Source organism: Roseovarius ramblicola, assembly GCF_042430665.1.
Taxonomy (GTDB): Bacteria; Pseudomonadota; Alphaproteobacteria; order Rhodobacterales; family Rhodobacteraceae; genus Roseovarius; species Roseovarius ramblicola.
Genome location: NZ_JBHMEC010000010.1, coordinates 55561 through 80473, shown reverse-complemented (window position 1 = coordinate 80473; position 24913 = coordinate 55561). Strand labels below are relative to the sequence as shown.

The window sequence follows — 24913 nt, the reverse complement described above, 5'->3', positions numbered from 1 at the left end:
CGGCACACGCAAGACGGGGCGGGGGCGAGAGGGGCGGTCCGGCTCAGCCCCGCTGCGCGGCGCGCGCCGCGATGGCCTGTCCCGCCGCGTGGCCCGACGCCCAGGCCCACTGGAAATTGTAGCCGCCCAGCCAGCCGGTCACGTCCACCGCCTCGCCGATGGCATAGAGCCCCGGCAGATGGCGCGATTCCATCGTGGCGGAGCTGAGCCCGGCGGTGTCGATGCCGCCCAGCATCACCTCGGCGGTGCGGTAGCCCTCGCTGCCCGTCGGTTTGAGACGCCAGTCGCGCAGGGCCCCGACGATCTGCCCAAGCCGCGCGTCGGACTGATCGGCGAGGTTGCCCGAGAGGTCGAGCGCGGGCGCGAGGTTGGTCACGAGCCGCGCGGGCAGGTGCTGCGACAGCGCGGTGGTGAAGTTGCGCCGGCCGTGGCGCTGCCGTTCGGCGCGCAGATCGTCGTAGAGCGTGCCGCCGGGGTCCAGATCGAGCGCGATCCCGTCCCCCTCGCGCCAGTAGGACGAGATTTGCAGGATCGCCGGGCCCGACAGCCCGCGATGGGTAAAGAGCGCCGCCTCCTCGAACGCGGCCCCGCCGCAGGACGCGCGCACCGGCAGGGCGGTGCCCGAGAGGGCCGCGAAGGGCGCGTCGGAAAAGGTGAGCGGCACCAGCGCGGGGCGCGTTTCGGTCAGCGCGTGCCCGAAGCGTTGGGCGATGTCGCAGGCCATCCCCGTCGCGCCCATCCCGGGGATCGACTTGCCCCCGGTGGCCAGCACGAGGTTGCGGGCGGTGATGGCCTGCTGCGCGCCCTCGCGTTCGAGCGTGGCATGGAAGCGGTCGCCGTCATGGGAGAGGTCGGCGAGTTGCGTCGAGAGCCACAGCTCTGCCCCCGCGCGGCGCATCTCGTCCACGAGCATCCCGACGATCTGCGTGGAGCGCCCGTCGCAAAACAACTGCCCAAGCGTCTTTTCGTGCCAGGCGATGCCGTGCCGCCCGACGAGGTCGATGACATCCCATTGCGTATAGCGCGCCAGCGCCGATTTGCAGAAATGCGGGTTGCGCGACAGGAAATTTTCCGGTGCGGTGTGGAGGTTGGTGAAATTGCACCGCCCGCCGCCGGAGATGCGGATCTTCTCGCCCGGGGCGCGTGCGTGGTCGATGACGAGCGTGCGCCCGCCGGAATGGGCGGCACACATCATGCCCGCCGCGCCGGCCCCGAGGATGAGCGTGTCGACCGCCTGTGTCATGGCGGGCCTCAGACGCGAAAACCCGCGCAAAGGCAAGGGGGTTCTCTCTGGTCTCGGGCGGCGATTCCGGCTAGAGTGTTGCGCAGACCCCGCAAAGGGGCGCGGATATCGAGGCGGCAGGCAGATGACGGAAATGGTCTATGGGGCGGTGCCCCTGCGGGACGAGGATCCCGTTCTCCCGAAATGGTGGCGCACGATCGACCGCTGGTCGTTCTTTTCGGTGCTGATGCTGTTTGCCATCGGCATCCTGCTGGGGCTGGCGGCCTCGGTGCCGCTGGCCGAGGACAACGGCTTTGCGCCGTTCCACTACGTGCAGCGTCAGATGGTGTTCGGCGGGGTCGCGCTGATGGCGATGATGGCGGTGTCGATGATGCGCCCCGAGACGGTGCGGCGGCTGGCCGTTCTGGGCTTTCTCGCCGCATTGGCGGCGGTGATGCTGCTGCCGCTGTTCGGCACCGGTTTCGGCAAGGGGGCGGTGCGCTGGTACAGCCTCGGTTTTGCGTCGGTGCAACCCTCGGAATTTCTCAAGCCGACCTTTGTCGTGGCGGCGGCGTGGATGATCGCCGCGAGCCGGGAGGCCGGCGGCCCGCCGGGGCGGCTGTGGTCGTTCGGGCTGCTGATGGTGATCCTCGGCTTTCTCGCCATGCAGCCCGATTTCGGGCAGGCGGCGCTGGTGCTGTTCGGCTGGGGGGTCGTGTGGTTCGTCAGCGGCGCGCCGGTGATGCTGCTGATTGCGATGGCGGCGGCGGTGGTGGCCGCGGGCAGCCTGGCCTATTCCCATTCCGAGCATTTCGCCCGCCGCATCGACGGCTTTCTCAGCGCCGAGGTCGATCCGACCACGCAGATCGGGTTTGCCACCAACGCGATCCGCGAGGGCGGCTTTTTCGGTGTCGGCGTCGGCGAGGGGCAGGTGAAGTGGAGCCTGCCGGACGCGCATACCGATTTCATCATCGCCGTGGCGGCGGAGGAATACGGGCTGGTCCTGGTGCTGACGATCATCGCGCTTTACGCGATCATCGTGCTACGGTCGTTCATCCGGCTGATCCGCGAGCGCGACCCGTTCATCCGGCTGGCCGGGACCGGGCTGGTGGCGCTCCTGGGGGCGCAGGCCATGATCAACATGGGCGTGGCCGTGCGGCTCCTGCCCGCCAAGGGCATGACGCTGCCTTTCGTGAGTTATGGCGGCTCGTCCATCGTGGCGGCGGGGCTGGCGATGGGGATGTTGCTGGCGCTCACCCGGTCGCGGCCGCAGGGGCAGATCGGCGATATCCTGTGGGGGCGGCGGTGAGCGGCGGCAAGCCCCTGCTCGTGATCGCCGCGGGCGGCACCGGCGGGCACATGTTCCCCGCACAGGCGCTGGCCGAGGTGATGCTGCGGCGCGGCTGGCGGGTGCGGCTCTCGACGGATGCGCGCGGCGCGCGCTACGTCGGCGGCTTTCCGCATTCGGTGGAGATCGAGCAGGTGGCGAGCGCCACCTTCGCGCGCGGCACGCTGTTCAACAGGCTGTTGGCCCCGCTGCATATCGCGGGCGGCGTGCTCGGAGCCACTTTGCGGATGATGCGCGACAAGCCCGACGCGGTGGCGGGCTTTGGCGGTTATCCGACGATCCCGGCGCTGGCGGCGGCGTGGATATTGCGCCGCCCGCGCATGGTGCACGAGCAGAACGGCGTGCCGGGCCGGGTGAACCGGCTGTTCGCGCGGCGTGTGGACGTGGTCGCCTGCGGCATATGGCCCGCCGAGCTGCCCGCGGGCACGCGCGCCGAGCATGTCGGCAACCCGGTGCGCACGGCGGTGATGGAGCGCGCGGGCGCGCCCTATATCCCGCCGGGCGACTACCCGATGTCGGTGCTGGTGATCGGCGGCTCTCAGGGTGCGCGTATCCTCAGCGACGTGGTGCCCGGCGCGATCGCGGCGCTGCCCGACGAGATGCTGCGCAACATCCGCGTCGGCCATCAGGCGCGCGAGGAGGATGTCGAGCGCGTGGCCCGCGCCTATGCGGGGGCGGGGGTGGATGCCGATGTGCAGCCGTTCTTTCGCGACGTGCCGGCGCGGATGTCCGAGGCGCAACTGGTCATCAGCCGCGCGGGCGCGTCGAGCATCGCTGACATTTCGGTGATCGGGCGGCCCGCCATCCTGATCCCCTACGCCGCCGCCGCCGCCGACCATCAGACCGCCAATGCGCGCGGCCTGGTCGAGGCCGGGGGCGCGATCCGCATTCCCGAGAAGTGGCTTGACGAGGCGAGCCTGGGCGCGCAGATCGCCGCCGTGCTGGGCGACCCGCGGGGCGCGCAACTGATGGCGCAGGCGGCGCTGTCGCAGGGGGTGCCGGACGCGGCGCAGCGGCTGGCCGACATGGTCGAGGCGCTGGCAGGCAAGGGGCAGGACAGATGAACGCAGCCACCAAGCTTCCGATCGATGTCGGCCCCATTCATTTCGTCGGGATCGGCGGCATCGGCATGTCGGGGATCGCCGAGGTGCTGCTCAACCTCGGCTACGCGGTGCAGGGATCGGACCTTCGGTCCTCCGACATCACCGCGCGGCTGGCGGGCATGGGCGCGCGCGTCTTCGAGGGGCAGCGCGCGGGCAATCTCGACGGCGCGGAGGTGGTGGTGATCTCCTCGGCGATCAAGCCGGGCAACCCGGAACTGGACGAGGCGCGCAGGCGCGGCCTGCCGGTGGTGCGCCGCGCCGAGATGCTGGCCGAGCTGATGCGGCTCAAGTCCAACATCGCGGTGGCGGGCACCCATGGCAAGACCACCACCACGACGCTGGTGGCCGAGCTGCTGGTCGCGGGCGGTATCGACCCGACGGTGATCAACGGCGGCATCATCCACGCCTACGGCTCGAATGCGCGGATGGGGCAGGGCGAATGGATGGTGGTGGAGGCCGACGAGAGCGACGGCACCTTCAACCGGCTGCCCGCCACCATCGCCATCGTCACCAATATCGACCCCGAGCACATGGAGCACTGGGGCGATTTCGACCGATTGCGGCAGGGATTTCACGATTTCGTAAGCAATATCCCGTTCTATGGTCTCGCGGTGTGCTGCACCGACCACCCGGAGGTGCAGGCGCTGGTCGGCCGGATCACCGACCGGCGGGTGCTGACCTACGGGTTCAACGCGCAGGCGGATGTGCGCGCGGTCAACCTGCGCTACGATAAGGGCGCGGCGCAGTTCGACGTGGCCCTGCAGGCCGAGGGGCGGATGATCGAGGGCTGTCGCCTGCCGATGCCGGGCGACCACAATGTCAACAACGCACTGGCGGCGGTGGCGGTGGCGCGGCATCTGGGCATGACGCGCGGCGCGATCCGCGATGCGCTCGCCGGTTTCGGCGGCGTCAACCGCCGCTTTACCCGGGTGGGCGAGGTGGGGGGCGTGACCGTGATCGACGATTACGGCCACCACCCGGTCGAGATCGCGGCGGTGCTGCGCGCCGCGCGGCAAGCCTGCGAGGGGCGCATCATCGCCGTGCATCAGCCGCACCGGTATTCGCGGCTCTCGTCCCTGTTCGACGATTTCTGCGGCTGCTTCAACGAGGCCGACGTGGTCGGCATCGCCGATGTCTACGCCGCCGGGGAGGAGCCGATCCCCGGCGCCACGCGCGACGATCTGGTGGCGGGGCTCATCCGGCACGGCCACCGCCACGCGGTGGCCATCGGCTCGGAGGACGACCTGGAACGCCTGGTGCGGGCAGAGGCGCGGCCCGGCGACATGGTGGTGTGCCTCGGTGCGGGCACGATCAGCGCGTGGGCGGGCGGGCTGCCCGCGCGGCTGGCGCGGTAGCGGGCCATGGCCGAGACCCTGAATCGCCGGATCGGTCTGGGCCTCCTGACCGCCTATGGCGTGGGGGTCATGGTCGGCGCGGGAATCTACGTGCTGGTCGGCGCGGTGGCGGCGGAGGCCGGGATCTGGGCACCGCTGGCCTTTGTTCTGGCGGGTGTGATCGCGGCCCCCACGGCGCTCAGCTATGCCGAGTTTTCCACGCGTTTGCCGGAAGCGGCGGGAGAGGCCATCTTTGTCGCAAAGGGGCTCAACCTGCCCTGGCTGGGCACATGCGTGGGGCTTGCCATCGTGGCGGCCGGAACCGTGTCGGCCGCCGCCGTCCTGCGTGGCGGCGTGGGCTATCTGGGGGCGGTGACGGGGCTGCCATTCACCCCGTCCGTGGTGGTCCTCGGGTTGGGGCTGATGGCGGTGGCAATCGCGGGCGTGCTCGAAAGCCTTGCGCTTGCGGCGCTCTTCACCGTGATCGAAGTGGCAGGGCTGGCGATGGTGGTATTCGCAGGCTTTACCGCCGTGCCCGCGCCCGACTGGCAGGCGGGCGGCGATCTGGTCTGGTCGGGCGTGATGGCGGGCGCGGTGCTGGCCTTCTTCGCCTTCATCGGCTTCGAGGATATCGTCAACATGGCCGAGGAGGTGCGCGAGCCCGAACGCATCCTGCCGCGTGCGATCCTCTTGTCACTGGTGATCACGAGCGCGCTCTATGCGCTGGTCAGCGTGGCGGCGGTGCGCGCGGTGCCGCTCGCCGCGCTGGCGGGCAGCGAACAGCCGCTGGCGCTGGTCTGGCAGGCGGGGCGCGGCGGCAGTGCGGCGTTCCTGTCGCTCATTGCCGTGGCGGCGGCGCTCAACGGCGTGCTGGCGCAGATGGTGATGGCGAGCCGGGTGCTCTTTGGCCTCGGGCGGCGCAGCGCGGCGCTCTCGGGTTTTCACCATGCGCATCCCCGCTTTGGCACGCCCTTGCGCGCGACGTGGCTGGTTGGCGTGGCGGTGATCGCGGGGGCGCTCCTGTTGCCGGTGGCCGATCTGGCCGGGCTGACCTCGACGCTGCTACTGGGCGTGTTCGTATTGGTCAACGCGGCGCTGATCGCGATGAAGCGCGCCAGCCCCGAGGCCACCTTCAGGGTGCCGATGGCGGTGCCGGTCTTTGGCCTGCTCGCGGCCCTCGCCGCGCTGAGCGCGAGCCTCGCGGGAGGCGCGTCATGACGGCCTCGCTGACCCTCGCCTGCCTGTGGGCGCTGGCGGCCAACGTTCTGGCGATGCTGCCAAGCCGCGACAATCACTGGCGGCGGGCCTGGGCGCTCATCGCGCTGGGGGTGCCGGTGCTGGGGCTGGTCACCTGGCAGCACGGGCCGTGGCTGGGCCTCATCGTGCTGGCGGCGGGGATGAGCGTGCTGCGCTGGCCGCTCGTCTACCTCGCGCGCTGGCTGCGGCGGCAGTTGGGCTGACCGCGCGGTGCCGCGGTGCCGCTCTTGAGCGACATGCTTCAGCGCAGCTTCAGCGTCGCCAGCCCGATCATCGCCAGGATCAGGGCGATGATCCAGAAGCGGATGACGATCTGCGGTTCGGCCCAGCCCTTCTTTTCGTAGTGGTGATGGATCGGGGCCATCAGGAACACGCGTTTGCCGGTGCGCTTGAAGTAGATCACCTGCACGATCACGCTGAGCGCCTCGGCCACGAAGAGGCCGCCGACGATGGCGAGCACCAGTTCGTGCTTGGTGGCCACGGCGATGGCACCCAGCGCGCCGCCCAGCGCGAGCGAGCCGGTATCGCCCATGAACACCGCCGCCGGCGGCGCGTTATACCACAGAAAGCCCAGCCCGCCCCCGGCGAGCCCGGCGACGAAGATCAGGATCTCGCCGGTGCCGGGCACGTAGTGCAGGCCGAGATACTCGGTGAAGTCGGTGCGCCCTACCGTGTAGGCGATGATGCCGAGCGCCCCGGAGGCGATCATCACCGGCATGATCGCCAGCCCGTCGAGCCCGTCGGTGAGGTTGACCGCGTTGGCCGAGCCCACGATCACGATCATCGCGAAGGGGATGAAGACCCAGCCGAGGTTCACCAGCACGTCCTTGAACACCGGCAGCGCCAGTTGAAGCTGCAATTCGGCGGGGTGGTGCCAGGTGGCCCAGCCCGCGGCGGCGAGCGCGATCAGAAAGCCGAGCGCGAGGCGCACGCGGCCCGGCACGCCCTTGACGTTGCCTTGCGAGACCTTGGCGTAATCGTCGGCGAAGCCGATCAGCCCGAAGGCCAGCGTGACGAACAGCACCAGCCAGACATAGGGGTTGTCGAGCCGCGCCCAGAGCAGGGTGGAGGTAACGAGCGCGCCGACGATCAGCAACCCGCCCATCGTCGGCGTGCCGGCCTTGGAGAAATGGGTCTGGGGGCCGTCCGCGCGAATCGGCTGTCCCTTGCCCTGGCGTCGGCGCAGCGACATGATCAGCGGCGGGCCGAACAGGAAGCCGAAGGTGAGCGCGGTGAGGAACGCGCCGCCCGCGCGGAAGGTGATGTAGCGAAACAGGTTGAAGATGTCGCCGCCATCCGACAGGAGGGTGAGCCAGTAGAGCATCAATCTTGGTCCTTTTCCTGGTGGCGGTCCGCGCGGCGCAGCGCGTCGGCGATACGGGCGACGCGGCTGCCCTTCGAGCCCTTGACGAGCACGACATCGCCCGCGTCCACCAGCCGGTGGGCCCGGGCGGCGAGGTCTTCGGCGGTGGCGGCCCGTTCGCCGCGCCTGGCGTCGGGGAGGGCCTCCCACAGCGCGCGCATGCGGGGGCCGACGCAATGCACCTCGTCCACCGCCTGCATCGCGGGCAGGTCGGCGAGGGCGGCGTGGAGCGCGGCCTCGGTCGGGCCCAGTTCCAGCATGTCGCCGAGGATGGCGATGCGCCGCCCGCGCGCCACCCGGCCCACATCGTCCTGCGGGCGGCTGGCGGCGAGGATGTCGAGCGCGGCCGCCATCGAGGCGGGGTTGGCGTTGAAGGCGTCGTCGATGAGGTCGATGCTCATGCCGTCGGCGGCGAGGTCGAGCACCAGCCGCTCGCGGGTGCCGCGCCCCTCGGGCGGGGCCCAGGCGGCGAGATCGGCGATCGCCACCGCGCGGTCGAGGCCGAGCACGTGGACGCAGGCCAGCACCGCCAGCCCGTTCATCGCGAAATGCCGCCCCGGCGTGCCGATCTTGTAGAGCAGCGGCGTGCGCCAGGCGCGGGCGCGCGCCACGGTGGAGGTGGCGTGCAGTTCCGTTGAGAGCAGCCGGTGATGCGCGCTGCGCGCGCATCCGAAGCCGATCACGCGGGCGGCGTGGCGGGCGGCCGCGTCGCGCAGGATGGGGGCGGTGTCGATATCGGTGTGATAGAGCGCGGTGCCGTCCGGCTCCAACCCCCGATAGATCGACGCCTTTTCGCGGGCGATGCCGTCAATGTCGTCGAACGCCTCGAGATGCGCGGCGGCGACGGTGGTGATCAGCGCGATATGAGGCCGCGCGATGCGCGACAGCGGCGCGATCTCTCCGGGTGCGTTCATGCCGATCTCGATCACCGCGAAGTCGGTGTCGGCGGGCATCCGCGCCAGCGTCAGCGGCACGCCCCAGTGGTTGTTGTAGCTCGCCTCGGCGGCGTGGGTGCGGCCCTGATGCGCGAGCACCGCGCGCAGCATTTCCTTGGTCGAGGTCTTGCCCACGGAGCCGGTGACGGCGATGACGCGGGCCGATGTGCGCGCGCGCCCGGCGCGGCCCAGCGCCTCCAGCGCCGCCTGCACGTCCTCAACGATCAAGAGCGGCGCGTCGGCGGCGAGGCCCTCGGGGATGCGGCTGACCAGCGCCGCCGCCGCCCCCTTGTCAAGCGCCTGCGCCACGAACTCGTGGCCGTCGCGCGCGGCACTGAGCGCCACGAAGAGATCGCCGGGCCTGAGCGTGCGGGTGTCGATGGAGACGCCGGTGGCGGCCCAGTCGCCGGTGACGCGCCCGGCGGTGGCGGCGGCGGCATCCGATGCGGTCCAGAGCGTCATGCGACGCCCCCGTCGAGCGCCGAGACCGCGAGGCTCGCCTGTTCGGCATCGTCGAAGGGCAGCACGTCGGTGCCCACCACCTGCCCGGTCTCGTGCCCCTTGCCGCAAATCAGCAGCGCGTCGCCGGGGCCCAATGTATCGACCCCGCGCAGGATCGCCTCGGCGCGGTCGGCCACCTCCGCCGCGCCCGGACAGCCCGTGCGCACGGCGGCGCGGATCGTGGCGGGATCCTCGGTGCGGGGGTTGTCGTCGGTGACGATGACTGCGTCGGCGAATTGTGCGGCGGCCTGTCCCATCAGGGGCCGCTTGCCGCGGTCGCGGTCGCCGCCGGCGCCGATGATGGCGGTGAGCCGGCCCATGACATGCGGGCGCAGCGCCTTCAATGCCGTGGCCACGGCGTCGGGGGTGTGGGCATAATCGACGAACACCGCGGCGCCGTTATGCCGCGTGGCGGCGAGCTGCATCCGCCCGCGCACGGTGGCGAGGCCGGGCAGGGCGGCGATCACCCGGCCCGCATCGGCCCCCGCGCCGATGGCGAGCCCGGCGGCGAGCGCCGCGTTCTCGGCCTGGAAGCCGCCGATCAGGTCGAGCCGGACCTGATGGCTGCGGTCCTCCCAGTCGAAGCGCAGCACCTGGCCGGTGGGATCGAACCGCTGGCCGGTGATGTGCAGGTCGGCCCCCGGACGGCGGCCCACGGTGATGAGGTCCTGCCCGCGCGCGGCGGCGATCTCGGCCATGCGGGTGCCGTGCGGGTCGTCGATATTGACCACGGCCACCCCGTCCTCGGGCAGCACCCGGTCGAACAGCGCGGCCTTGGCCGCGAGGTAGGCGGCAAAATCCGGGTGATAGTCGAGATGGTCCTGGGTGATGTTGGTAAAGCCCGCCGCCGCGAGGCGCACCCCGTCGAGGCGGCGCTGGTCGAGCCCGTGCGACGACGCCTCCATCGCCGCGTGGGTCACGCCCTCGGCGGCGCAGCGCGCCAGGAGGCGATGGAGCGTGATCGGCTCGGGGGTGGTGTGGGCCAGCGGCGCACGCACCGCGCCCTCGACGCCGGTGGTGCCGAGATTGGCGGCGGTGAGGCCCAGCCCCTCCCATATCTGGCGGGTGAAGCTGGCGACCGAGGTCTTGCCGTTGGTGCCGGTGACGGCGACCATCGTCTCGGGCTGCGCGCCGAACCACAGCGCGGCGGTGTAGGCGAGCGTCTGGCGCGGGTCCTCGGCGATGACGAGCGCGGCGTCGGTGCCCGCCAGCGCATCGGCGGCGAGGCGTGCGCCCGCGGCATCGGTGAGGATGGCGGAGGCACCGCGTTCGAGCGCGGTGGCGATGAAGCGCGCGCCGTGGGTCTGCACGCCGGGCAGGGCGGCAAAGAGCGCGCCGTCGGCCACCGCGCGGCTGTCGGTGGCCAGTCCGGTCACGCGCGCCTGCCGCCCGCCCTGCGCGGTCAGCCCCAGTTCTGCCAGTGTTCGGATCTGCGCCACGCGCCTGCCACCCCGGTTGTCATCTCAGTTCGATGTCCGCCTTATAGCAGCCGCCCCGGCCTGTTCAATCGCGGGTCTGAGGCCCAGCAGCGGCGCGGTCCGGCGGATGATCTCGGCGGCCACCGGAACGGCCGTCCAGCCGGCGGTGCGGCGCGGTTTTTCGCCCGAGGTCTCGACCGGCTCGTCGAGGGTGACGACGATCACGTAACGCGGATCATGGGCCGGGAACATGCCCGCGAAGGTGGCGATCACGCGGTCCTCGTAATAGCCGCCGCCGGGTTTGGGCTTGTCGGCGGTGCCGGTCTTGCCGCCAACGGCGTAGCCGGGCACCTCGGCGAGGCTCGCCGTGCCCTCGGTCACGACGCGGCGCAGCAGGTCGCGCATGGTGGCCGATGTCGTCTCGGACAGGACGCGCGGCCCCGGCGCGCGGTCCGCGTTGCGCAACAGCGTGGGCGTCACCCGCCGCCCGCCGTTGACCACGGTGGCATAGGCGGCGGCGAGGTGCAGCGGGCTGATGGCGAGGCCGTGGCCGTAGGAAATGGTCATGGTCGATATCTCCGACCAGTTGGGCGGCAGGAGCGGCTGGCTGCCGCCCGCCTCGGTGATTTCGAGCGGCACCGGATCGAGCAGGCCCAGCGTGCGCAAGAACGCCTGTTGCCGCTCGGCCCCGATCTCGGTGGCGATGCGCGCGGTGCCCACATTGGAGGATTTCACCAGCACCTTGGTCACGCTCATCTCGCGCCCGTAATCGTGGAAGTCGCGGATCCTGTACTTGCCCCAGGTCAGCGGGCTTTCGGTGTTGATCATCGTCTCGGGCGTGACCTGTCCGCGTTCCAGCGCCTGCGCGATGGTGAAGGTCTTGAAGGTCGAGCCAAGCTCGTAGACGCCCTGCACCGCGCGGTTGAACAGCGGGCTGTCGTCGGGGCTGCCCTGCGTGGGCGGCGCGGGGCGGGTATTGGGGTCGAAATCGGGCAGCGAGGCAAGGGCCACGATCTCGCCGCTGGCCGCATCCATCAGGATGCCCGCGGCGCCCTTGGCGTTCATGATGTGCAGGCCGCCCGAGAGCACCTTTTCCATCGCCGCCTGCACGCTGAGATCGAGCGACAGCCGGAGCGGCTCGTGGGCCCGGGCCGGATCGCGCAGGCGCGCGTCGAGCGCCTTTTCGAGCCCCGCCACGCCGATCACCTCGGCGGCGGACACGCCCTCGTCGCCAAAGCCCGCCCCGCCCAGCACATGCGCGGCCAGCCGCCCGCCCGGGTAGAGCCGCATCTCGCGCGGGCCAAAGAGCAGCCCCGGCTCGCCGATATCGTGCACGGCCTGTTTCTGCTCGGGGCTGAGCGTGCGGCGGATCCACAGGAACTTGCGCTTGCCGGTAAAGTCGCGCGTGAGGCGCCCGGCGTCGAGGTCGGGGAAGATCTCGGCCAGTTTCGCGGCCGCGCCCGCGGGGTCGATCATCCGGTGCGGCTGGGCATAGAGGCTGTGGGTGTCGAAATTGGTGGCCAGCACGCGGCCCTGGCGGTCGGTGATATCGGCGCGCTGGGTGAGGATGCGCGCGCCGGTGGCCCCGGTGCGCGGCTCTGACGGCTCGGACCGGGCCAGCACCGCCATCTGCCCGCCGATCACCGTAAACCCGGCGAGAAACAGCCCCGCCAGCACCAAAAGCCGCCCTTCGGCGCGGCGGCGGTCGCGGTCGCGCATCTCCTCGCGGCGCAGGCGCAGGTTCTCGCGCTCGATGGCGTCGGGGTTCTCGCCCCGGCGGCGGGCATCGAGGATACGCGCGAGCGGGCGCAGCGGCGTGCGGATCATGGGCGCGCTCCGTCATTCATGACATCGACGGGGTTGGTTATGGTCAGCTCCGGTTCGTCCGGCGGGTAGGCGACCTGGTCGATCCGCCCGAACTGGTGCGGTTGCAGCGGCATCAGCCCGAGCCTGTCGTAATTCATCTCGACCAGTGCCATCAGCCGGTCGGGGCGGTTGAGATAGGCCCATTCCGCGCTCAGCATCCGCAGCCGCTGGCGGGCCCCGGCCACGTCGGATTGCAGCCGGTCGGCGCGGGCGAGCGCCTCCTGCGTGCGGTAGTTCTCGCGGTAGGCCCAGAAGGCGAGACCGATCACGGCGAGCGCGGTGAGGACATGAACCAGGCTGCGCATCAGCGCTCTCCCGCGGGCCGGGGCATGCCCAGCGCCGTGCGGTCGCTCCGGCCCGGGGGCGCGTCGGTGCGGACGCCCACCCGCAGCCGCGCCGAGCGGGCGCGCGGATTGGCGGCGGTTTCGTCGTTGTCGGCGGCGATGGGCTTGCGCGAGGGCAGGGTGAACTGCGCCGGCTTGGGGGCCGCTTCGGGGGCGTGGCGGCTGCCGCCGCCGCCGTGCCCGGCACGGTCCTGAAGGAAGCGCTTGACGATCCGGTCCTCGATGGAATGGAAGGTGACCACCGCGAGCCGCCCGCCGGGCACGAGCACGCGCTCTGCCGCCTCGAGCCCGTCCACGAGGGCGCGATACTCGTCGTTGACGGCGATGCGGATGGCCTGGAAGCTGCGGGTGGCGGGGTGCACCTGCCCCGGCTTGGGGCGCGGCAGGCAGCGCTCGACGATGCTGGCGAGGTGCAGCGTGGTCTCGATGCGCGCCTCGGCGCGGGCGCGCACGATGGCCCGCGCGATCCGGCGGCTGGCGCGCTCCTCGCCGTAGAGGTAGAGGATATCGGCCAGCGCGGCCTCGGGGGTGTCGTTCACGAGATCGGCGGCGGTGGCACCCTCCTGGCTCATCCGCATGTCGAGCGGGCCGTCCTTTTGAAAGGAAAAGCCGCGCTCGGGGCGGTCAAGCTGCATCGACGACACGCCGAGATCGAGCACGACGCCGTCGAGCGCATCGGCATAATCGTCCATCTGCGCGAAATTGCCCTGCACGAGGCTGAGCCGGTCGCCATACTCCGCGCCCCAGCCCCGCGCCATGTCGATGGCCAGCGGGTCCTGGTCGACGCCGATGACATGGTCCGCCCCCGCGTCGAGCAGGCCGCGCGCATAGCCGCCCGCGCCCAGCGTGCCGTCGAGCCAGGTACCGCGCACCGGCGCCACCGCCGCCAGCAGCGGGCGCAGCAGGACGGGGATGTGCGGGGCAGCGGATGTGGCGGCGGCGGCGGCCATCGCTCAGGCCCCTTCGGGGCTGTCGAGCAGGATGAGCGGGTCGAAATCCTCGGGGAATTCGTCGAGCCATTCCTCGGTTCTGGCCAGTTCCTCGGCCTCGTAGGTCTCGGGCTTCCAGATCTGGAAGGTGTCGCCCGCGGCGCAGAACAGCGCCTCGCCGCCGAGGTCGATCTTGCGGCGCAGCTTGGCGGGCAGCACCAGCCGTCCGGTCTCGTCGATGCTGGTGGGGTGGCTCTGGGCGTGGAACAGCCGTTGCAGGTGTTTGCGCGCGTTCGAGCCGCGCGGCAGGGCGGCGATCTTGTCGTCCACCTCCTGCATCGCCTCGACCGTGTAGCATTCGAGGAAATGGCGCCGGTGGTCGCCGTAAACGATGATCAGCTCGGGGTTGAGGCCGTCGGTCCAGTTCGGGTCGGAGGCCTCGATCACACGGCGATAGAGGGCCGGGATCGACACCCTGCCCTTTCCATCCACCTTGTGGAGGCTCTCGCCCCTGAATATCCGGCCCACTGTTCCGTTGGTCCCCTGCTGCGCCCCCGCGTTGCGAAACCCGCCCCCCGGATACGAAACGGCGGGCTGATCTGCTGCCACTGATCAACCCGCCGCCCTCGTCCCGCATGAGCGGGGGATCCGACTGCGCGCGCCACCTGGGGGGATGTCTGCTCGCCCGCGCGCCGGAACTCTTCGTTCGATGAAGCCGGGTGCCTGTATGAAACCTGACTTGGGAGTTGTCCGGGGGTCTTGCTGCCCCTCTATGATCCCGTCCTCATCGTGTTTCCAATTAATATGGGAATTCGTCCCATGGCAATCATTTTTTGCCGAATTGACGCGATGTATCCGGTCTTCTGACCCTGATGGCGTGAATGTTAATGTGGAAATACCGGGATATCGTCGCCTATATAGGGGGGTAATCGTATCTAATCGCAATATATATCTCGCCCGGCCAATGCCCCGTCATTTCCCATGATTTCCAAAAAATTTCCGGAAAGTTGCCCGAAGATGCCCGGAAAGAGCCGGTTTCCGGTACGGCGACCGCCCGATCGCCGCCGGGATCGCCCGAATCATCCGGAAAGTGATTCGAAATACCGGCAGGGGCTGCGTCCCGGCCCAGTGCGTGCCCATGATTTCCCATTGCCGGCCCGGGGCGCGGCATCGCGCGCGTCAGTCGCCGAGCCACTTGTACATCACGCGCGCATCCACCAGCCCGCGGGCGGGATGCCGGAAGGCGCGCGGCAGGTGGCCCACCGTGTCGAAGCCGAGCGTCTCCCACAGCGCGATGGCACCCCGGTTGGTCTCGACCACGAAGTTGAACTGCATGGCGAGATAGCCCATCGCGCGCGCCTCGCGTTGCGAATGCAGGCACATCGCGCGGGCGATCCCGCGCCCGCGCGCCGCCGGGGCGACCATGTAGCCGCAATTGCAGACATGGGCACCGCCGCCGGGCTGATTGGTCTTGATGTAATAGGTGCCCAGCACCTCGCCCGCGATCTCGGCCACGCAGGTGGCGCGCGGGGCCTCCATCCACAACCCGCGGACCGCCTCGCGGGTTAGGCCCGGCTCGATCGTGTAGGTGTCTCCGGCGCGGATCACGTCGCGCAGGATCGGCCACAGGACGGGGAAATCATCCTCGCGTGCGTACCGGATCGTGATGTCCGCGCCCGTGCCCATCGCGCCTGTGTCCATGACGTGCCGCGCCCCCCGCTCGCTCCATGGCTAGCGGGGGGCGCGGGGCTTGGCAAGGCTCAGGTATTGACGTCGACCACGACGCGGCCCTTGACCTGGCCCTTGAGGATGTCGCGCCCGTGGTCGGGCAGATCGCCGAGGCAGGCGGGCTGCACCATCGCCTCGAGCTTGTCCATCGGCAGGTCGCGCGCGATGCGGTCCCAGGCGCGGAGGCGGTTGTCATAGGGCTGCATGACGCTGTCGATGCCCAGCAGGTTGACGCCGCGCAGGATGAAGGGGGTGATCAGCGCGCCTTCGATGGCGGCCCCGCCGGCAAGACCGATGGCCGCAACGGAGGTGCCGTATTTCATCTGCTTGAGCACCCGGCCCAGCATCGCGCCCGCCACCGCATCGACGCCGCCGGCCCATCGCTCGGCCTCGAGCGGCTTCTTGGTCACATCGGTCAGCTCGTCGCGGGCGACGATCTGCGTGGCGCCGAGGCCGCGCAGATAGTCCTCCTGATCGGGGCGGCCGGTGACGGCGGCCACCTCGTGCCCCAGATGCGCCAGGATCGCGGTCGCGACCGAGCCGACGCCGCCTGCCGCCCCGGTGACCAGCACCGGGCCGTGCCCCGGTGCAAGCCCGTGATCCTCGAGCGCCATCACGGCCAGCATGGCGGTAAAGCCTGCGGTGCCCACGGCCATCGCCTGACGCGTGTCCAGCCCCCCGGGCAGCGGCACCAGCCAGTCGGCCTTGACCCGCGCCTTTTGCGCGTAGCCGCCCCAATGCGCCTCGCCGACGCGCCAGCCGGTGAGCACGACCTTGTCGCCCGGTTTGTAACGGTCGTCGCTGCTCTCCTCGACGGTCCCGGCGAAATCAATACCCGGCACATGCGGGTAGTTGCGCACAAGGCCACCCCCCGGCCCGACGCAGAGCCCGTCCTTGTAATTCACAGTGGAATATTCGACCGCGACCAATACCTCGCCATGCGGCAAGTCATCGACCGTGATCTGCCTGACCGCGGCGGAGGTCTTGCCGCTGTCCTCGTCCTTCTCGACGACCAATGCGTTGAACATATCGCTCTCCTTTTCCATCGCAGGACCAGCCCCCTGCTTCATCTTGCCAGAAATATCCCGGGGAGTGTGAGGGGCTGGCCCCTCACTCCCACGCTCAGGCCCAGAACCCGTCCTGCACCACGCCGCGCCGCTCGCCGTCGGGGGCGGTGATGCGCAATTCGGTGCCCGCGTCCCAATGGGTCATGCGCACCATGCCGATGGCCACGTTGGTGTCAAAATCCGGCGACCATGCGGCGGAACTGATCCGGCCGACGCGCTTGCCCTTTTCCGACAGCACCGACCACCATTCGCGGCAGGGCGGCACCGCGCCACCCTCGATTGCGATGGCACAGATCTGCTGCACCGGGCCTTCCTTGGCCACCCTTAGCAGCGCATCGCGGCCGATGCACCCGATCGCCGTGTGGGTGTTGCAGAACCGGCCCAGCCCGCATTCGTGCGGCGTGTTGTCGTCGGTCATGTCGTTGCCGTAGCTCAAGAGGCCCCCCTCGATCCGCTCGATCAGGTTGGGGCAGCCGGCATGCACGTCCATGTCCTTGCCGGCCTCCATCAGCGCATTCCACAGCGGCATCCCGATATCGCCGCCCTCGACATAGATCTCGAAGCCGCCCTGCTTGGAATAGCCCGAGCGCGCGATCACCATGTCGCGGCCCTGAAAGTCGAACACCCCGAAGCGGAAGAAGCGGATATCGCGCACCGCGTCGCCAAAGACCGCCGCCATCAGGTCATCGGCGCGCGGGCCCTGGATGGCCAGCGGCGAGACGTCCGGCTCATCGACCAGCACGTCGAGCCGCCAGCCATGCGCGGTGGCGCGCACCCAGTAGAGCAGGTCCGAATCGGCAATCGAAATCCACCAGCGATCCTCGGCCAGCTTCACGGCGACAGGGTCGTTGAGCATGCCGCCCGTCTCATCGACGATGGGCACGTAATAGCACTGCCCCGGCGTCATGCCGCGCAGGTCGCGGGGCGTCAGCATCTGCATCAGGCGGCCCGCATCGGGGCCGCGCAACTCCACCTGCCGCTCGCAGGCCACGTCCCAGATCTGCACCGCGTCCTTGAGGTGGCGGTAATCCTCATCGATGGAGCGGAACACCGTGGGCAGCAGCATGTGGTTGTAGACCGTATAGGCGCGGACGCCCGCCGCCTCGACCCCGTCGGAAAAGGGCGTGCGGCGCAACCGGCGCGACAGGGACAGCAAGGGTGCGTTCATTGTGTCTCCTCGGGCATGAAGGGGATATCGGTCACCGGGGCGGGCAGCCCGGCGCGCGTCAGCATCGCGTGGACCTGCCCGCGGTGATGGGTCTGGTGGTTGAAGAGATGGGCGACGCAGGCGGCCATGGGTGTGGTGATCTCGGCCCCGAGCGCGCCCGAGTAGAACGTCAGATCGCCGGTCAGGTCGATGCTGTGCACGCGGCTCGCCCAGGCATTGATCCGGCCATCGGTGGTGAAACGCTCGGCGCTCCAGGCGGGCGCGGTGGGGGTGAGCGTGGTGCTCTCGGCGATGCCGCCCTCGGGGCGGGTGTCCTCCACGCCAAACCGGTGCAGCCACATGCGGTCGGCCCAGAGGATATGGTTGAGCGTGCCGAGGATCGACGAGAAATGCGCCCCGTGATCCTCGGTCAAGACCTTGAGGCTCACCCCGTCTATGGCGCGCGTGATCTGCGCGTTCTGCCACGCATTATAGCGCGCCATCAGCGCGACATAATCCGCCGTCAGCATCATCAGCGCGGGCCCTTCCAGTCGATCTGGCAGATTTCCGCGCTGCGCCCGTCGAAATCCCAGACCCGGCCAAAGGCGCGCACGCGGCCCTTGGTGGCGGTGGCGACGGTGATGTCGGGGCCCATCCAGTATTCGGTGTTGGTGACGACGATATCCTCGCCCTTGTGGCCCTCGACCGGGACCACCTCGCCCTGGATCTTCTTGCCGACCATCAGGCGGCGGGCCTTGCCTTCGGTCTCGAAGATGACCGGCGCGCGTTCAGCCCCCAGAAATTCGCTGACCAGCACGCCGAAGAGGCCGGTGGTGCCGCGCGCCTTGCCGGAGAATATGTTGACCAGCGCCTCATAGGCGTCGTCGCTGGCGCGTTCGTCGATATAGGCGGCGGCCTTCCAGTTGCCGCGCGCCATCAGGCCGGGGATTTCCAGCATCAGGCCGACGTTGAGCCCGCTGAGGTCGGTATCGCCATATTGCCCCTCGTCGATGCGCACGCCCGACCATGCCTGGCAGTAGCCTTCGGTGGGCGCGTGCTTGCCGAGGCTGACCACGCAGGGGCAGAACACCGTGCAGTTGCAGTTGAGGATCAACTCCCCCTTGATCGTCCAGGGCACCGTGCCCACGCTTGCGTCGTCCAATGCCATGTCGTGGCCTCCTCTGTCATATTGTCGCGAATAGAACCCAGACCGATGCGGCCAGCAGCACGACGCCCAGGGGGCGGGTGAGCCAGGCACCGATCTGCGGCAGTTTTTCCAGCACCATGATCACCGTGGCCAGCCCCATGAAGGCGAGGTTCATCACCCCGCCCACGAAGGCCAGCAGCATCAGCGCCCAGCAGCAGCCCAGGCAGACAAGGCCAAGGCGGACGCCGTTACGCGCCGCGCCCTCGTCCCAGTGCTGCATGAAGAACGCCAGCGGGCGGCGGCATTTCGACAGGCACGCGTCCTTGGCGGGGCTGAACTGGTACAGTCCTGCGAGCGCCAGCAGCGCCGCCGAGAGACCGCCCGAGCGGCTGTCGCCGAAGGCGGTCAGAAGACCCGCCTGAAAGAGCGCCATCTGCGCGGCTGCGGCCAACACCGAAAAGCCCAGCCAGACCGACAGATACCCGGTGACCAGCGCGCCGAAGCGGGTCTCGCCGGTATGGCTCAGCTCTTCATAGGTGGCGAAGGCCGGGAGCGCGGTGGGGGCCATCATCGCCGCCGACATCAGCGCCCACATGAGGATGATGCGGCCAAACCCGGCGGCATCGGGTGTGACGATGCACAGGCTTTGCAGGAAATCCGCGCCGTAGATCACCGCGCCGTCGCGCAGGTCCGCAGGCAGCGCCATGGCATAGAGCAGCCCCCAGGCCCCCAGAATGAGGCCGAACAGCACCAGCCAGTGCCCGCCGCCCATTCGCCTGACCTGTGCCGCGATCATCGCGCTCTCCCTCACGACTCATCTCTTGCGTTTAAATTGTCAGACATTTAAATGTAAGACAAATGAAAATTGATCCCGATAACAAGGCCGACCTTTCGGCACAGATCGCCGAGGCCATCCGCGAGGAGATCATGACCGGGCGGCTGATCGTGGACGAGCGCCTGCCGTCCGAGGCGGAACTCGCCGATCACTTCGAGGTGTCGCGCCCGACGGTGCGCGAGGCGCTGAAGCGGCTGGCGGCGCAATCTCTCATTCGCACGGCACGGGGGGCGTTCGGCGGGGCCTTTGTCAACCGGCTGAGTTACCCGGAGGCCTATGGCCAGCATATCACCACCTCGACGCTGCTGCTGTCGATGAACGCGATCAGCTTTGATGTGGCCTGCGAGGCGCGCTATGCGCTGGAACGCGCCTGCACGCCGCTGGCCGCCGCGCGCCGCACGCCTGACACGCTGGCCACGATGCGGGCCGAGATTCACCGGCAGGGGCAGCCGGGGCTGACGGATGAGAGCTTTTGCGCCTCGGATGTCACGTATCACCGGGCCTTGGTGGACAGCGCGGACAATCCGGTGCTGTCGTATCAACTGGCGGGGGCGGTCGAGGCGATGCAGCCGCTGATGAACATGATCACCTTCACCGCGCGGTCGCGCGAGGCGATCGTCGGCTTTCACACCCGCATCGCCGACGCGCTGGAGCGCCACGAGGACGGGGCGGCGCAGGCGGCGCTGTCGGAACTGGAAGCCTACACGCTGACGCTGGGGCGCGACGTGATGGCGGCGAGAGCGCGGCCGAAGGGGTAGGCGCAGGGGCCGGCCCGGTGCCGCCGCGGCGGCGATTACCCGTGCATTTGCAGCGCGAGCGCCACCTTGTCGGCGTGCTCGCGCAGGTCGCGGCCGATTTCGGCGCGGCGTTTTTCGGTGAAGCGGCGCACTGGGCCGGTCGCGCCGATGCTGAAGGTGGCACCGATATTGCCGATGCGGATGGGGGCTGCGACCGACGAGACGCCGACCTCGATCTCCTCGACGCATTCGGCATAGCCGGTCATGCGGACCGTCTCGAACTCGGCGCGCAGCGCCTCCGGGTCGTGCTTGGTCTGCGGCGTGTAGCGGCGCATCGGGCCGTTGAGAATGTCCTCGCGAAAGCCGTCCTCGGCAAAGGCGGCGATCACCTTGGAGCACGAGCAGGCATGCATCGGCCGGAACCCGAGACCGGGGTGCACGAAAGAGCGCGTGGCGTCCTGCGGTGTCTCGACATGGATGATCTCCACGCCGCGATTGCGAAACCGCGACAGGAACACCGCCTCGCCGAAGCGGTCGGCGGCCTCGCGCAGGGTGGGCGCGGCGGCGGCGCTCGCGTCCACATCCGTCTGACCCAGCAGCGCCAGCCGCACCAGCCGTTCGCCGATCAGGAAGCGCCCCGGCTCGGGCTCGTCGAGCAGGCGGTGCTCGGCCAGCGATTGCAGCAGGCGGTAGCAGGTGGGACGCGGCAGGCCGGTGGCCTGCTGGATCTCGGGCGTGGTGACGGCGCGGCCCGCGACGGCCACGGCCTCAAGCAGGCTGGTCAATCTTTCGAGATGCATGGTTGTCTCATAAAATGAACGTTTGTCTCATCATTTGAAATTTGCTACGGGAAGTCAAGGTGGAGGAGGAGGAGATTCTCATGGAGTGTTGCGGACCGGGCTATGCAAGCCCCGCCGAGGCGATCAAGGCCCCGCGCGAAAAGCTGCTGTATACGATCGCGATCTACACGGGCACCGGTATTCAAAAGCCGGATTACCTCGCCACCGTGGACGTGGACCCCGAGAGCCCGACCTATTCCGAGGTGATTCACCGGCTGGAAATGCCCGGCATCGGCGACGAGCTGCACCATATGGGCTGGAACGCCTGCTCAAGCTGCCATGACGATGCCGGCATGTCGCGCAAATACCTGCTGCTGCCCGGCGTGCGCTCCAACAACATCCATGTCGTCGATACCGCCACCGACCCGCGCGCGCCGCGCCTGCACAAGGTGATCGACGGGGCCGAGATCAAGGCCAAGGCCGATCTGTCGGGGCCGCACACGGTGCATTGTCTGGGCTCCGAGATCATCATCTCGTTTCTGGGCGACGCCAAGGGCGAGGCCCCCGGCGGCTACCTGCATCTCAACAAGGAGTTCGAGATCGTGGGCCGGTGGGAAAATTCCATGGGCGACATCAAGTTCGGCTACGATTTCTGGTATCAGCCGCGCCACAACATCATGGTGTCGTCGGAATGGGCCGCGCCCAACACCTTCATGCCGGGCTTTGATCTGGAAGAGGTGGGCCACCTGAAATACGGGCGCGAGCTGCATTTCTGGGATTTCGAGAAGCGCGAGCCGATTCAGTCCATGTATCTGGGCGAGGACGGGCTCATCCCGCTGGAGGTGAAGTTTCACCACGACCCCGACAGCACGCACGGCTTTTGCTGCGCCGCGCTCAGCACGAATGTCATACATTGGTGGCGCGACGAGGCGGGCGAGTGGCGATGGGAAAAGATCATCGACGTGGCCAACGAGCCGCATCCCGAATGGCCCATTCCCGTGCCGGGGGTGATGTCAGCGCTGCTGGTGTCGATGGATGACAAGTATATCTACATCAACAATTGGCTGCACGGCGACATGCGGCAGTATGACATCAGCGATCCGCACAATCCGAAACTGACCGGGCAGGTCTGGATGGGCGGCCTTCTGGGCCGTGCGCCGGTCGTGAACGGGGTCGAGATGGCGGGCGGGCCGCAGATGTTCCAGCTCTCATTGGACGGGCGGCGGCTCTACGTCACCACCTCTCTGTTCTCGACATGGGACAACCAGTTCTACCCCTCGATCCGCGAAAAGGGCGGGGTGATGGTGATGATCGACTGCGACCCGGAGAACGGCGGCATGACCCTCAACCCCGATTTCATCGTCGATTTCGGGCAGGAGCCCAACGGGCCGAGCCGCTGTCACGAGGCGCGCTATCCCGGCGGCGACTGCACCAGCGATATCTGGCTATGACCACGCGGACCGTGACAATCGCCAATCGCGGCAATGCCACCTACGAGGTCGAGGCGCGCCGCCCGCTGCTCGATACCCTGCGCGAGCAGGGGGTCGATCTGCCCTATGGCTGCAAATACGGCGGCTGCATCACCTGCGCGGCCCGGCTCACGGGTGGCGAGGTCGATCAGCGGCGGCAGGTCGCGCTCAACAACCGGCAGATCGCCAATGGCTATGTCATCCTCTGCGTGGCGCGCCCCGTCACCGACATCACGCTGGAAATCGGCGTCGAGAGCCATGGGCAGCTTTACCGCAACCCGTTTCTCGACCCGCTTCAATCGCATGAATTGAAGGCCGATATCGCCACCCCCAAGGAGCCCTGAGATGGATCACACCCAGCCCTATACCGACGCCTATCTGCAAGGCATCCTCAAATCGGTCAAGACCATCGCCATGGTGGGCGCCAGCCCCGACAAGACCAAATTCAGCTACGGTGTGCTGCGCGTGCTGCATGAGACCGGCTATGACATGATCCCGGTCAATCCGCGCCCCGGGCTGGACGAGATCCGCGGCATCAAGGTCTACCCCTCGCTCGACAGCATCGACCGGCCCGTCGACATGGTGCAGGTGTTTCGCCGCGCCGAGGATCTGGCGGAGGTGGCCGAGGAGGCCATTGCCATCGGGGCGCGCGTGCTCTGGGGGCAGATCGGCGTGGTCGATCACGAGGCCGCGCGCCGTGCCGAGGCGGCGGGGATGCAGGTGGTGATGGACCGCTGCCCCAAGATCGAGCTGTTCCGGCCATTCTGGAAGCCGAAGCTGCATCTCGGGATATGACCGGGCGCGCCATGCACGCCTGCTGCTGTCCGGGGGCCGTGGCGTTCGACTGGCCGCTGGGCGCGCTGATGCGTAAATTCGGGTGGACCGCTACGGAAAAGGAGCCGCACATGGCACAGACAATCACGAAAAGCGCCAAGGAGATCGTCAAGGCGGCACGGGACGCGGTGCCGGAGATGAGCGTCGAGGAGGCGCTGCCGCTGGTGGGCAGCGACACCCATGTCTTTGTCGATCTGCGCGACGGGGACGAGCAGGCCAAGACCGGGATCATCCCCGGTGCCGTCGCCTCGTCGCGGGGGATGATGGAGTTTCACATCGACCCCGAAAGCCCGGCGCACAAGCCCGCATTCAACCAGGACAAGACCTATGTCTTCTACTGCGCCAGCGGCGGGCGATCGGCGCTGGCCGCGCAGGTGGCGATGGATATGGGGCTCAAGCCGGTGGTCAACCTGCGCGGCGGCATCGGCGCGTGGACAAAGGCGGACGGCCCCATCGAATGATGACGACCCGAAGGGAGGGGATCATGACGGATTATCAGGTGAATATGGAGGTGGAGCCGCTTGTCGAGGGGTTCTTCGACGCGGCCAGCAATACCGTCTCCTATCTGGTGACGGACCCTGAAAGCCGCGCCTGCGCGATCATCGACAGCGTGCTCGACCTCGATTACGCGGCGGGACGCATCGCCACCGACAGCGCCGACAGGCTGATCGCGGCGGTGGAGGGCAGGGGCCTGCGCCTCGAATGGATCATCGAGACGCATGTTCACGCCGATCACCTGAGCGCGGCCCCCTACATCCAGGAGAAGCTGGGCGGCAAGGTCGGCGTCGGCGCGGGCATCATCGCGGTGCAGGACACGTTCGGCAAGATTTTCAACGAGGGCACCGAGTTTCAGCGCGACGGCAGCCAGTTCGACGCGCTCTTTGAGGATGGCGACACCTACATGATCGGCACCATGCAGGGCTTTGCCATCGCCACGCCCGGCCATACCCCCGCCTGCATGGTGCATGTCATCGGCAACGCGGCCTTTGCCGGGGATACGCTCTTCATGCCCGATGGCGGCTCGGCGCGGGCCGATTTTCCGGGCGGCGACGCGGGCGCGCTCTATGACAGCATCCAGAAGGTTCTGGCCCTGCCGGGCGAGATGCGCCTCTTTATCTGCCACGATTACGGCCCCGGCGGGCGCGAGATCGCGTGGGAGACGACGATCGCGGAGGAGCGCGAGACCAACATCCATGTCGGCGGCGGCAAGACGAAGGAGGAATTCGTCCGGTTCCGCACCGAGCGCGACGCGCAACTTTCGATGCCGCGGCTGATCATCCCGTCGATCCAGGTCAACATGCGCGCCGGCGAGATGCCCTATGACGGGCAGGGCAACATGACGCTGAAGGTGCCGATCAACGCGCTGAAGTGAGCACGGTGCCCGGCCCGGAACCCGGGTGGAACCTGTCGTGTCGGGTGCCCGGCATGGTCGCCCGTTCTTGAAATTCCGTCGCAACGGGGGAATTCTTGAACGTGAGAGGTGCAGCATGGCCACGCATCTCTGACCGACAGCAATTCCCCGCACCGCCCGGAAAAATGCGTTGCGCATC

At 68.9% G+C, this 24913-nt stretch carries 26 protein-coding genes; 11 read left to right on the top strand and 15 right to left on the bottom strand.

Going from position 1 to position 24913, the window contains the following annotated elements; translation table 11 throughout:
* Positions 1-43: 43 nt before the first annotated feature.
* Positions 44-1243, bottom strand: a complete 1200-nt coding sequence (locus ACFFU4_RS06740) for a BaiN/RdsA family NAD(P)/FAD-dependent oxidoreductase (protein ID WP_377068369.1) — start codon at positions 1241-1243, stop codon at positions 44-46.
* A 124-nt stretch (positions 1244-1367) separates the two neighbouring features.
* On the opposite strand from ACFFU4_RS06740, the gene ACFFU4_RS06735 reads away from it, so the two are divergent.
* The 5 genes from ACFFU4_RS06735 to ACFFU4_RS06715 are packed head-to-tail and all read left to right on the top strand — an operon-like array spanning position 1368 to position 6467.
* Positions 1368-2531: a peptidoglycan glycosyltransferase FtsW gene (locus ACFFU4_RS06735; protein ID WP_377068367.1), complete on the top strand. Its 1164-nt coding sequence runs from the start codon at positions 1368-1370 to the stop codon at positions 2529-2531.
* A complete protein-coding gene (locus tag ACFFU4_RS06730; RefSeq protein WP_377068365.1) occupies positions 2528-3634 on the top strand; it encodes a UDP-N-acetylglucosamine--N-acetylmuramyl-(pentapeptide) pyrophosphoryl-undecaprenol N-acetylglucosamine transferase in 1107 nt (368 codons plus the stop codon). The genes ACFFU4_RS06735 and ACFFU4_RS06730 overlap by 4 nt, the downstream gene beginning before the upstream one ends.
* A complete protein-coding gene (gene murC, locus ACFFU4_RS06725; RefSeq protein ID WP_377068363.1) occupies positions 3631-5028 on the top strand; it encodes a UDP-N-acetylmuramate--L-alanine ligase in 1398 nt (465 codons plus the stop codon). The genes ACFFU4_RS06730 and murC overlap by 4 nt, the downstream gene beginning before the upstream one ends.
* Before the next feature lie 6 nt (positions 5029-5034).
* Positions 5035-6225 carry an APC family permease gene (locus ACFFU4_RS06720; protein WP_377068361.1) on the top strand — a complete coding sequence of 397 codons (1191 nt, stop codon included), beginning with the start codon at positions 5035-5037 and terminating at the stop codon, positions 6223-6225.
* Entirely contained in the window at positions 6222-6467 is a 246-nt protein-coding gene (locus ACFFU4_RS06715) for a DUF2484 family protein (RefSeq protein WP_377068359.1), read from the top strand. Before ACFFU4_RS06720 ends, ACFFU4_RS06715 begins: the two co-directional genes overlap by 4 nt.
* A gap of 38 nt (positions 6468-6505) precedes the next feature.
* Here ACFFU4_RS06715 and mraY read toward each other — a convergent pair whose 3' ends face one another.
* The 13 genes from mraY to ACFFU4_RS06650 all read right to left on the bottom strand — a co-directional run bounded on the left by mraY (position 6506) and on the right by ACFFU4_RS06650 (position 19481).
* The gene (gene mraY, locus ACFFU4_RS06710; RefSeq protein WP_377068357.1) at positions 6506-7588 is read right to left on the bottom strand and encodes a phospho-N-acetylmuramoyl-pentapeptide-transferase; all 1083 of its coding nucleotides are present in this window, start codon (positions 7586-7588) and stop codon (positions 6506-6508) included.
* On the bottom strand, positions 7588-9024 hold the full coding sequence (locus ACFFU4_RS06705) for a UDP-N-acetylmuramoyl-tripeptide--D-alanyl-D-alanine ligase (RefSeq protein ID WP_377068355.1): 1437 nt from the start codon (positions 9022-9024) through the stop codon (positions 7588-7590). The genes mraY and ACFFU4_RS06705 overlap by 1 nt, the downstream gene beginning before the upstream one ends.
* Positions 9021-10502: a UDP-N-acetylmuramoyl-L-alanyl-D-glutamate--2,6-diaminopimelate ligase gene (locus tag ACFFU4_RS06700; RefSeq protein ID WP_377068353.1), complete on the bottom strand. Its 1482-nt coding sequence runs from the start codon at positions 10500-10502 to the stop codon at positions 9021-9023. The genes ACFFU4_RS06705 and ACFFU4_RS06700 overlap by 4 nt, the downstream gene beginning before the upstream one ends.
* A gap of 24 nt (positions 10503-10526) precedes the next feature.
* The gene (locus ACFFU4_RS06695) at positions 10527-12308 is read right to left on the bottom strand and encodes a peptidoglycan D,D-transpeptidase FtsI family protein (protein ID WP_377068351.1); all 1782 of its coding nucleotides are present in this window, start codon (positions 12306-12308) and stop codon (positions 10527-10529) included.
* Positions 12305-12652 (bottom strand): cell division protein FtsL, encoded by a 348-nt coding sequence (ftsL, locus tag ACFFU4_RS06690; RefSeq protein ID WP_377068349.1) that lies wholly within the window; start codon positions 12650-12652, stop codon positions 12305-12307. The genes ACFFU4_RS06695 and ftsL overlap by 4 nt, the downstream gene beginning before the upstream one ends.
* Positions 12652-13641, bottom strand: a complete 990-nt coding sequence (gene rsmH, locus ACFFU4_RS06685) for a 16S rRNA (cytosine(1402)-N(4))-methyltransferase RsmH (RefSeq protein WP_377068347.1) — start codon at positions 13639-13641, stop codon at positions 12652-12654. The genes ftsL and rsmH overlap by 1 nt, the downstream gene beginning before the upstream one ends.
* A 3-nt stretch (positions 13642-13644) precedes the next feature.
* Positions 13645-14148, bottom strand: a complete 504-nt coding sequence (gene mraZ / locus ACFFU4_RS06680) for a division/cell wall cluster transcriptional repressor MraZ (protein ID WP_377068477.1) — start codon at positions 14146-14148, stop codon at positions 13645-13647.
* Between the two features lie 651 nt (positions 14149-14799).
* On the bottom strand, positions 14800-15321 hold the full coding sequence (locus ACFFU4_RS06675; RefSeq protein ID WP_377068345.1) for a GNAT family N-acetyltransferase: 522 nt from the start codon (positions 15319-15321) through the stop codon (positions 14800-14802).
* Between the two features lie 59 nt (positions 15322-15380).
* A complete protein-coding gene (gene acuI, locus ACFFU4_RS06670; protein WP_377068343.1) occupies positions 15381-16376 on the bottom strand; it encodes an acryloyl-CoA reductase in 996 nt (331 codons plus the stop codon).
* Positions 16377-16470: 94 nt separating this feature from the next.
* A complete protein-coding gene (locus ACFFU4_RS06665) occupies positions 16471-17583 on the bottom strand; it encodes a dimethylsulfoniopropionate demethylase (protein ID WP_377068341.1) in 1113 nt (370 codons plus the stop codon).
* On the bottom strand, positions 17580-18095 hold the full coding sequence (locus tag ACFFU4_RS06660) for a DinB family protein (RefSeq protein WP_377068339.1): 516 nt from the start codon (positions 18093-18095) through the stop codon (positions 17580-17582). The genes ACFFU4_RS06665 and ACFFU4_RS06660 overlap by 4 nt, the downstream gene beginning before the upstream one ends.
* Positions 18095-18730 (bottom strand): DUF1326 domain-containing protein, encoded by a 636-nt coding sequence (locus ACFFU4_RS06655; protein WP_377068337.1) that lies wholly within the window; start codon positions 18728-18730, stop codon positions 18095-18097. Before ACFFU4_RS06655 ends, ACFFU4_RS06660 begins: the two co-directional genes overlap by 1 nt.
* 16 nt (positions 18731-18746) lie before the next feature.
* The gene (locus tag ACFFU4_RS06650; RefSeq protein WP_377068475.1) at positions 18747-19481 is read right to left on the bottom strand and encodes a DUF2182 domain-containing protein; all 735 of its coding nucleotides are present in this window, start codon (positions 19479-19481) and stop codon (positions 18747-18749) included.
* Between the two features lie 86 nt (positions 19482-19567).
* Here ACFFU4_RS06650 and ACFFU4_RS06645 point away from each other — a divergent pair, with 86 nt between their 5' ends.
* Complete coding sequence (locus ACFFU4_RS06645) at positions 19568-20302, top strand: FadR/GntR family transcriptional regulator (protein WP_377068335.1); 735 nt, start codon at positions 19568-19570, stop codon at positions 20300-20302.
* Positions 20303-20337: 35 nt separating this feature from the next.
* Here the strand turns inward: ACFFU4_RS06645 and ACFFU4_RS06640 are convergent, their stop codons facing one another.
* Positions 20338-21081 carry an IclR family transcriptional regulator gene (locus tag ACFFU4_RS06640; protein ID WP_377068333.1) on the bottom strand — a complete coding sequence of 248 codons (744 nt, stop codon included), beginning with the start codon at positions 21079-21081 and terminating at the stop codon, positions 20338-20340.
* A gap of 80 nt (positions 21082-21161) precedes the next feature.
* Here ACFFU4_RS06640 and ACFFU4_RS06635 point away from each other — a divergent pair, with 80 nt between their 5' ends.
* The 5 genes from ACFFU4_RS06635 (at position 21162) to ACFFU4_RS06615 (ending at position 24735) form a co-directional block, all read left to right on the top strand.
* On the top strand, positions 21162-22511 hold the full coding sequence (locus ACFFU4_RS06635) for a selenium-binding family protein (RefSeq protein WP_377068331.1): 1350 nt from the start codon (positions 21162-21164) through the stop codon (positions 22509-22511).
* Entirely contained in the window at positions 22508-22873 is a 366-nt protein-coding gene (locus ACFFU4_RS06630) for a 2Fe-2S iron-sulfur cluster-binding protein (RefSeq protein ID WP_377068329.1), read from the top strand. The genes ACFFU4_RS06635 and ACFFU4_RS06630 overlap by 4 nt, the downstream gene beginning before the upstream one ends.
* Position 22874: 1 nt before the next feature.
* The gene (locus tag ACFFU4_RS06625) at positions 22875-23324 is read left to right on the top strand and encodes a CoA-binding protein (RefSeq protein ID WP_377068327.1); all 450 of its coding nucleotides are present in this window, start codon (positions 22875-22877) and stop codon (positions 23322-23324) included.
* A gap of 110 nt (positions 23325-23434) precedes the next feature.
* On the top strand, positions 23435-23824 hold the full coding sequence (locus tag ACFFU4_RS06620; RefSeq protein WP_377068325.1) for a rhodanese-like domain-containing protein: 390 nt from the start codon (positions 23435-23437) through the stop codon (positions 23822-23824).
* Between the two features lie 23 nt (positions 23825-23847).
* Complete coding sequence (locus ACFFU4_RS06615) at positions 23848-24735, top strand: MBL fold metallo-hydrolase (protein ID WP_377068323.1); 888 nt, start codon at positions 23848-23850, stop codon at positions 24733-24735.
* Positions 24736-24913 lie beyond the last annotated feature (178 nt).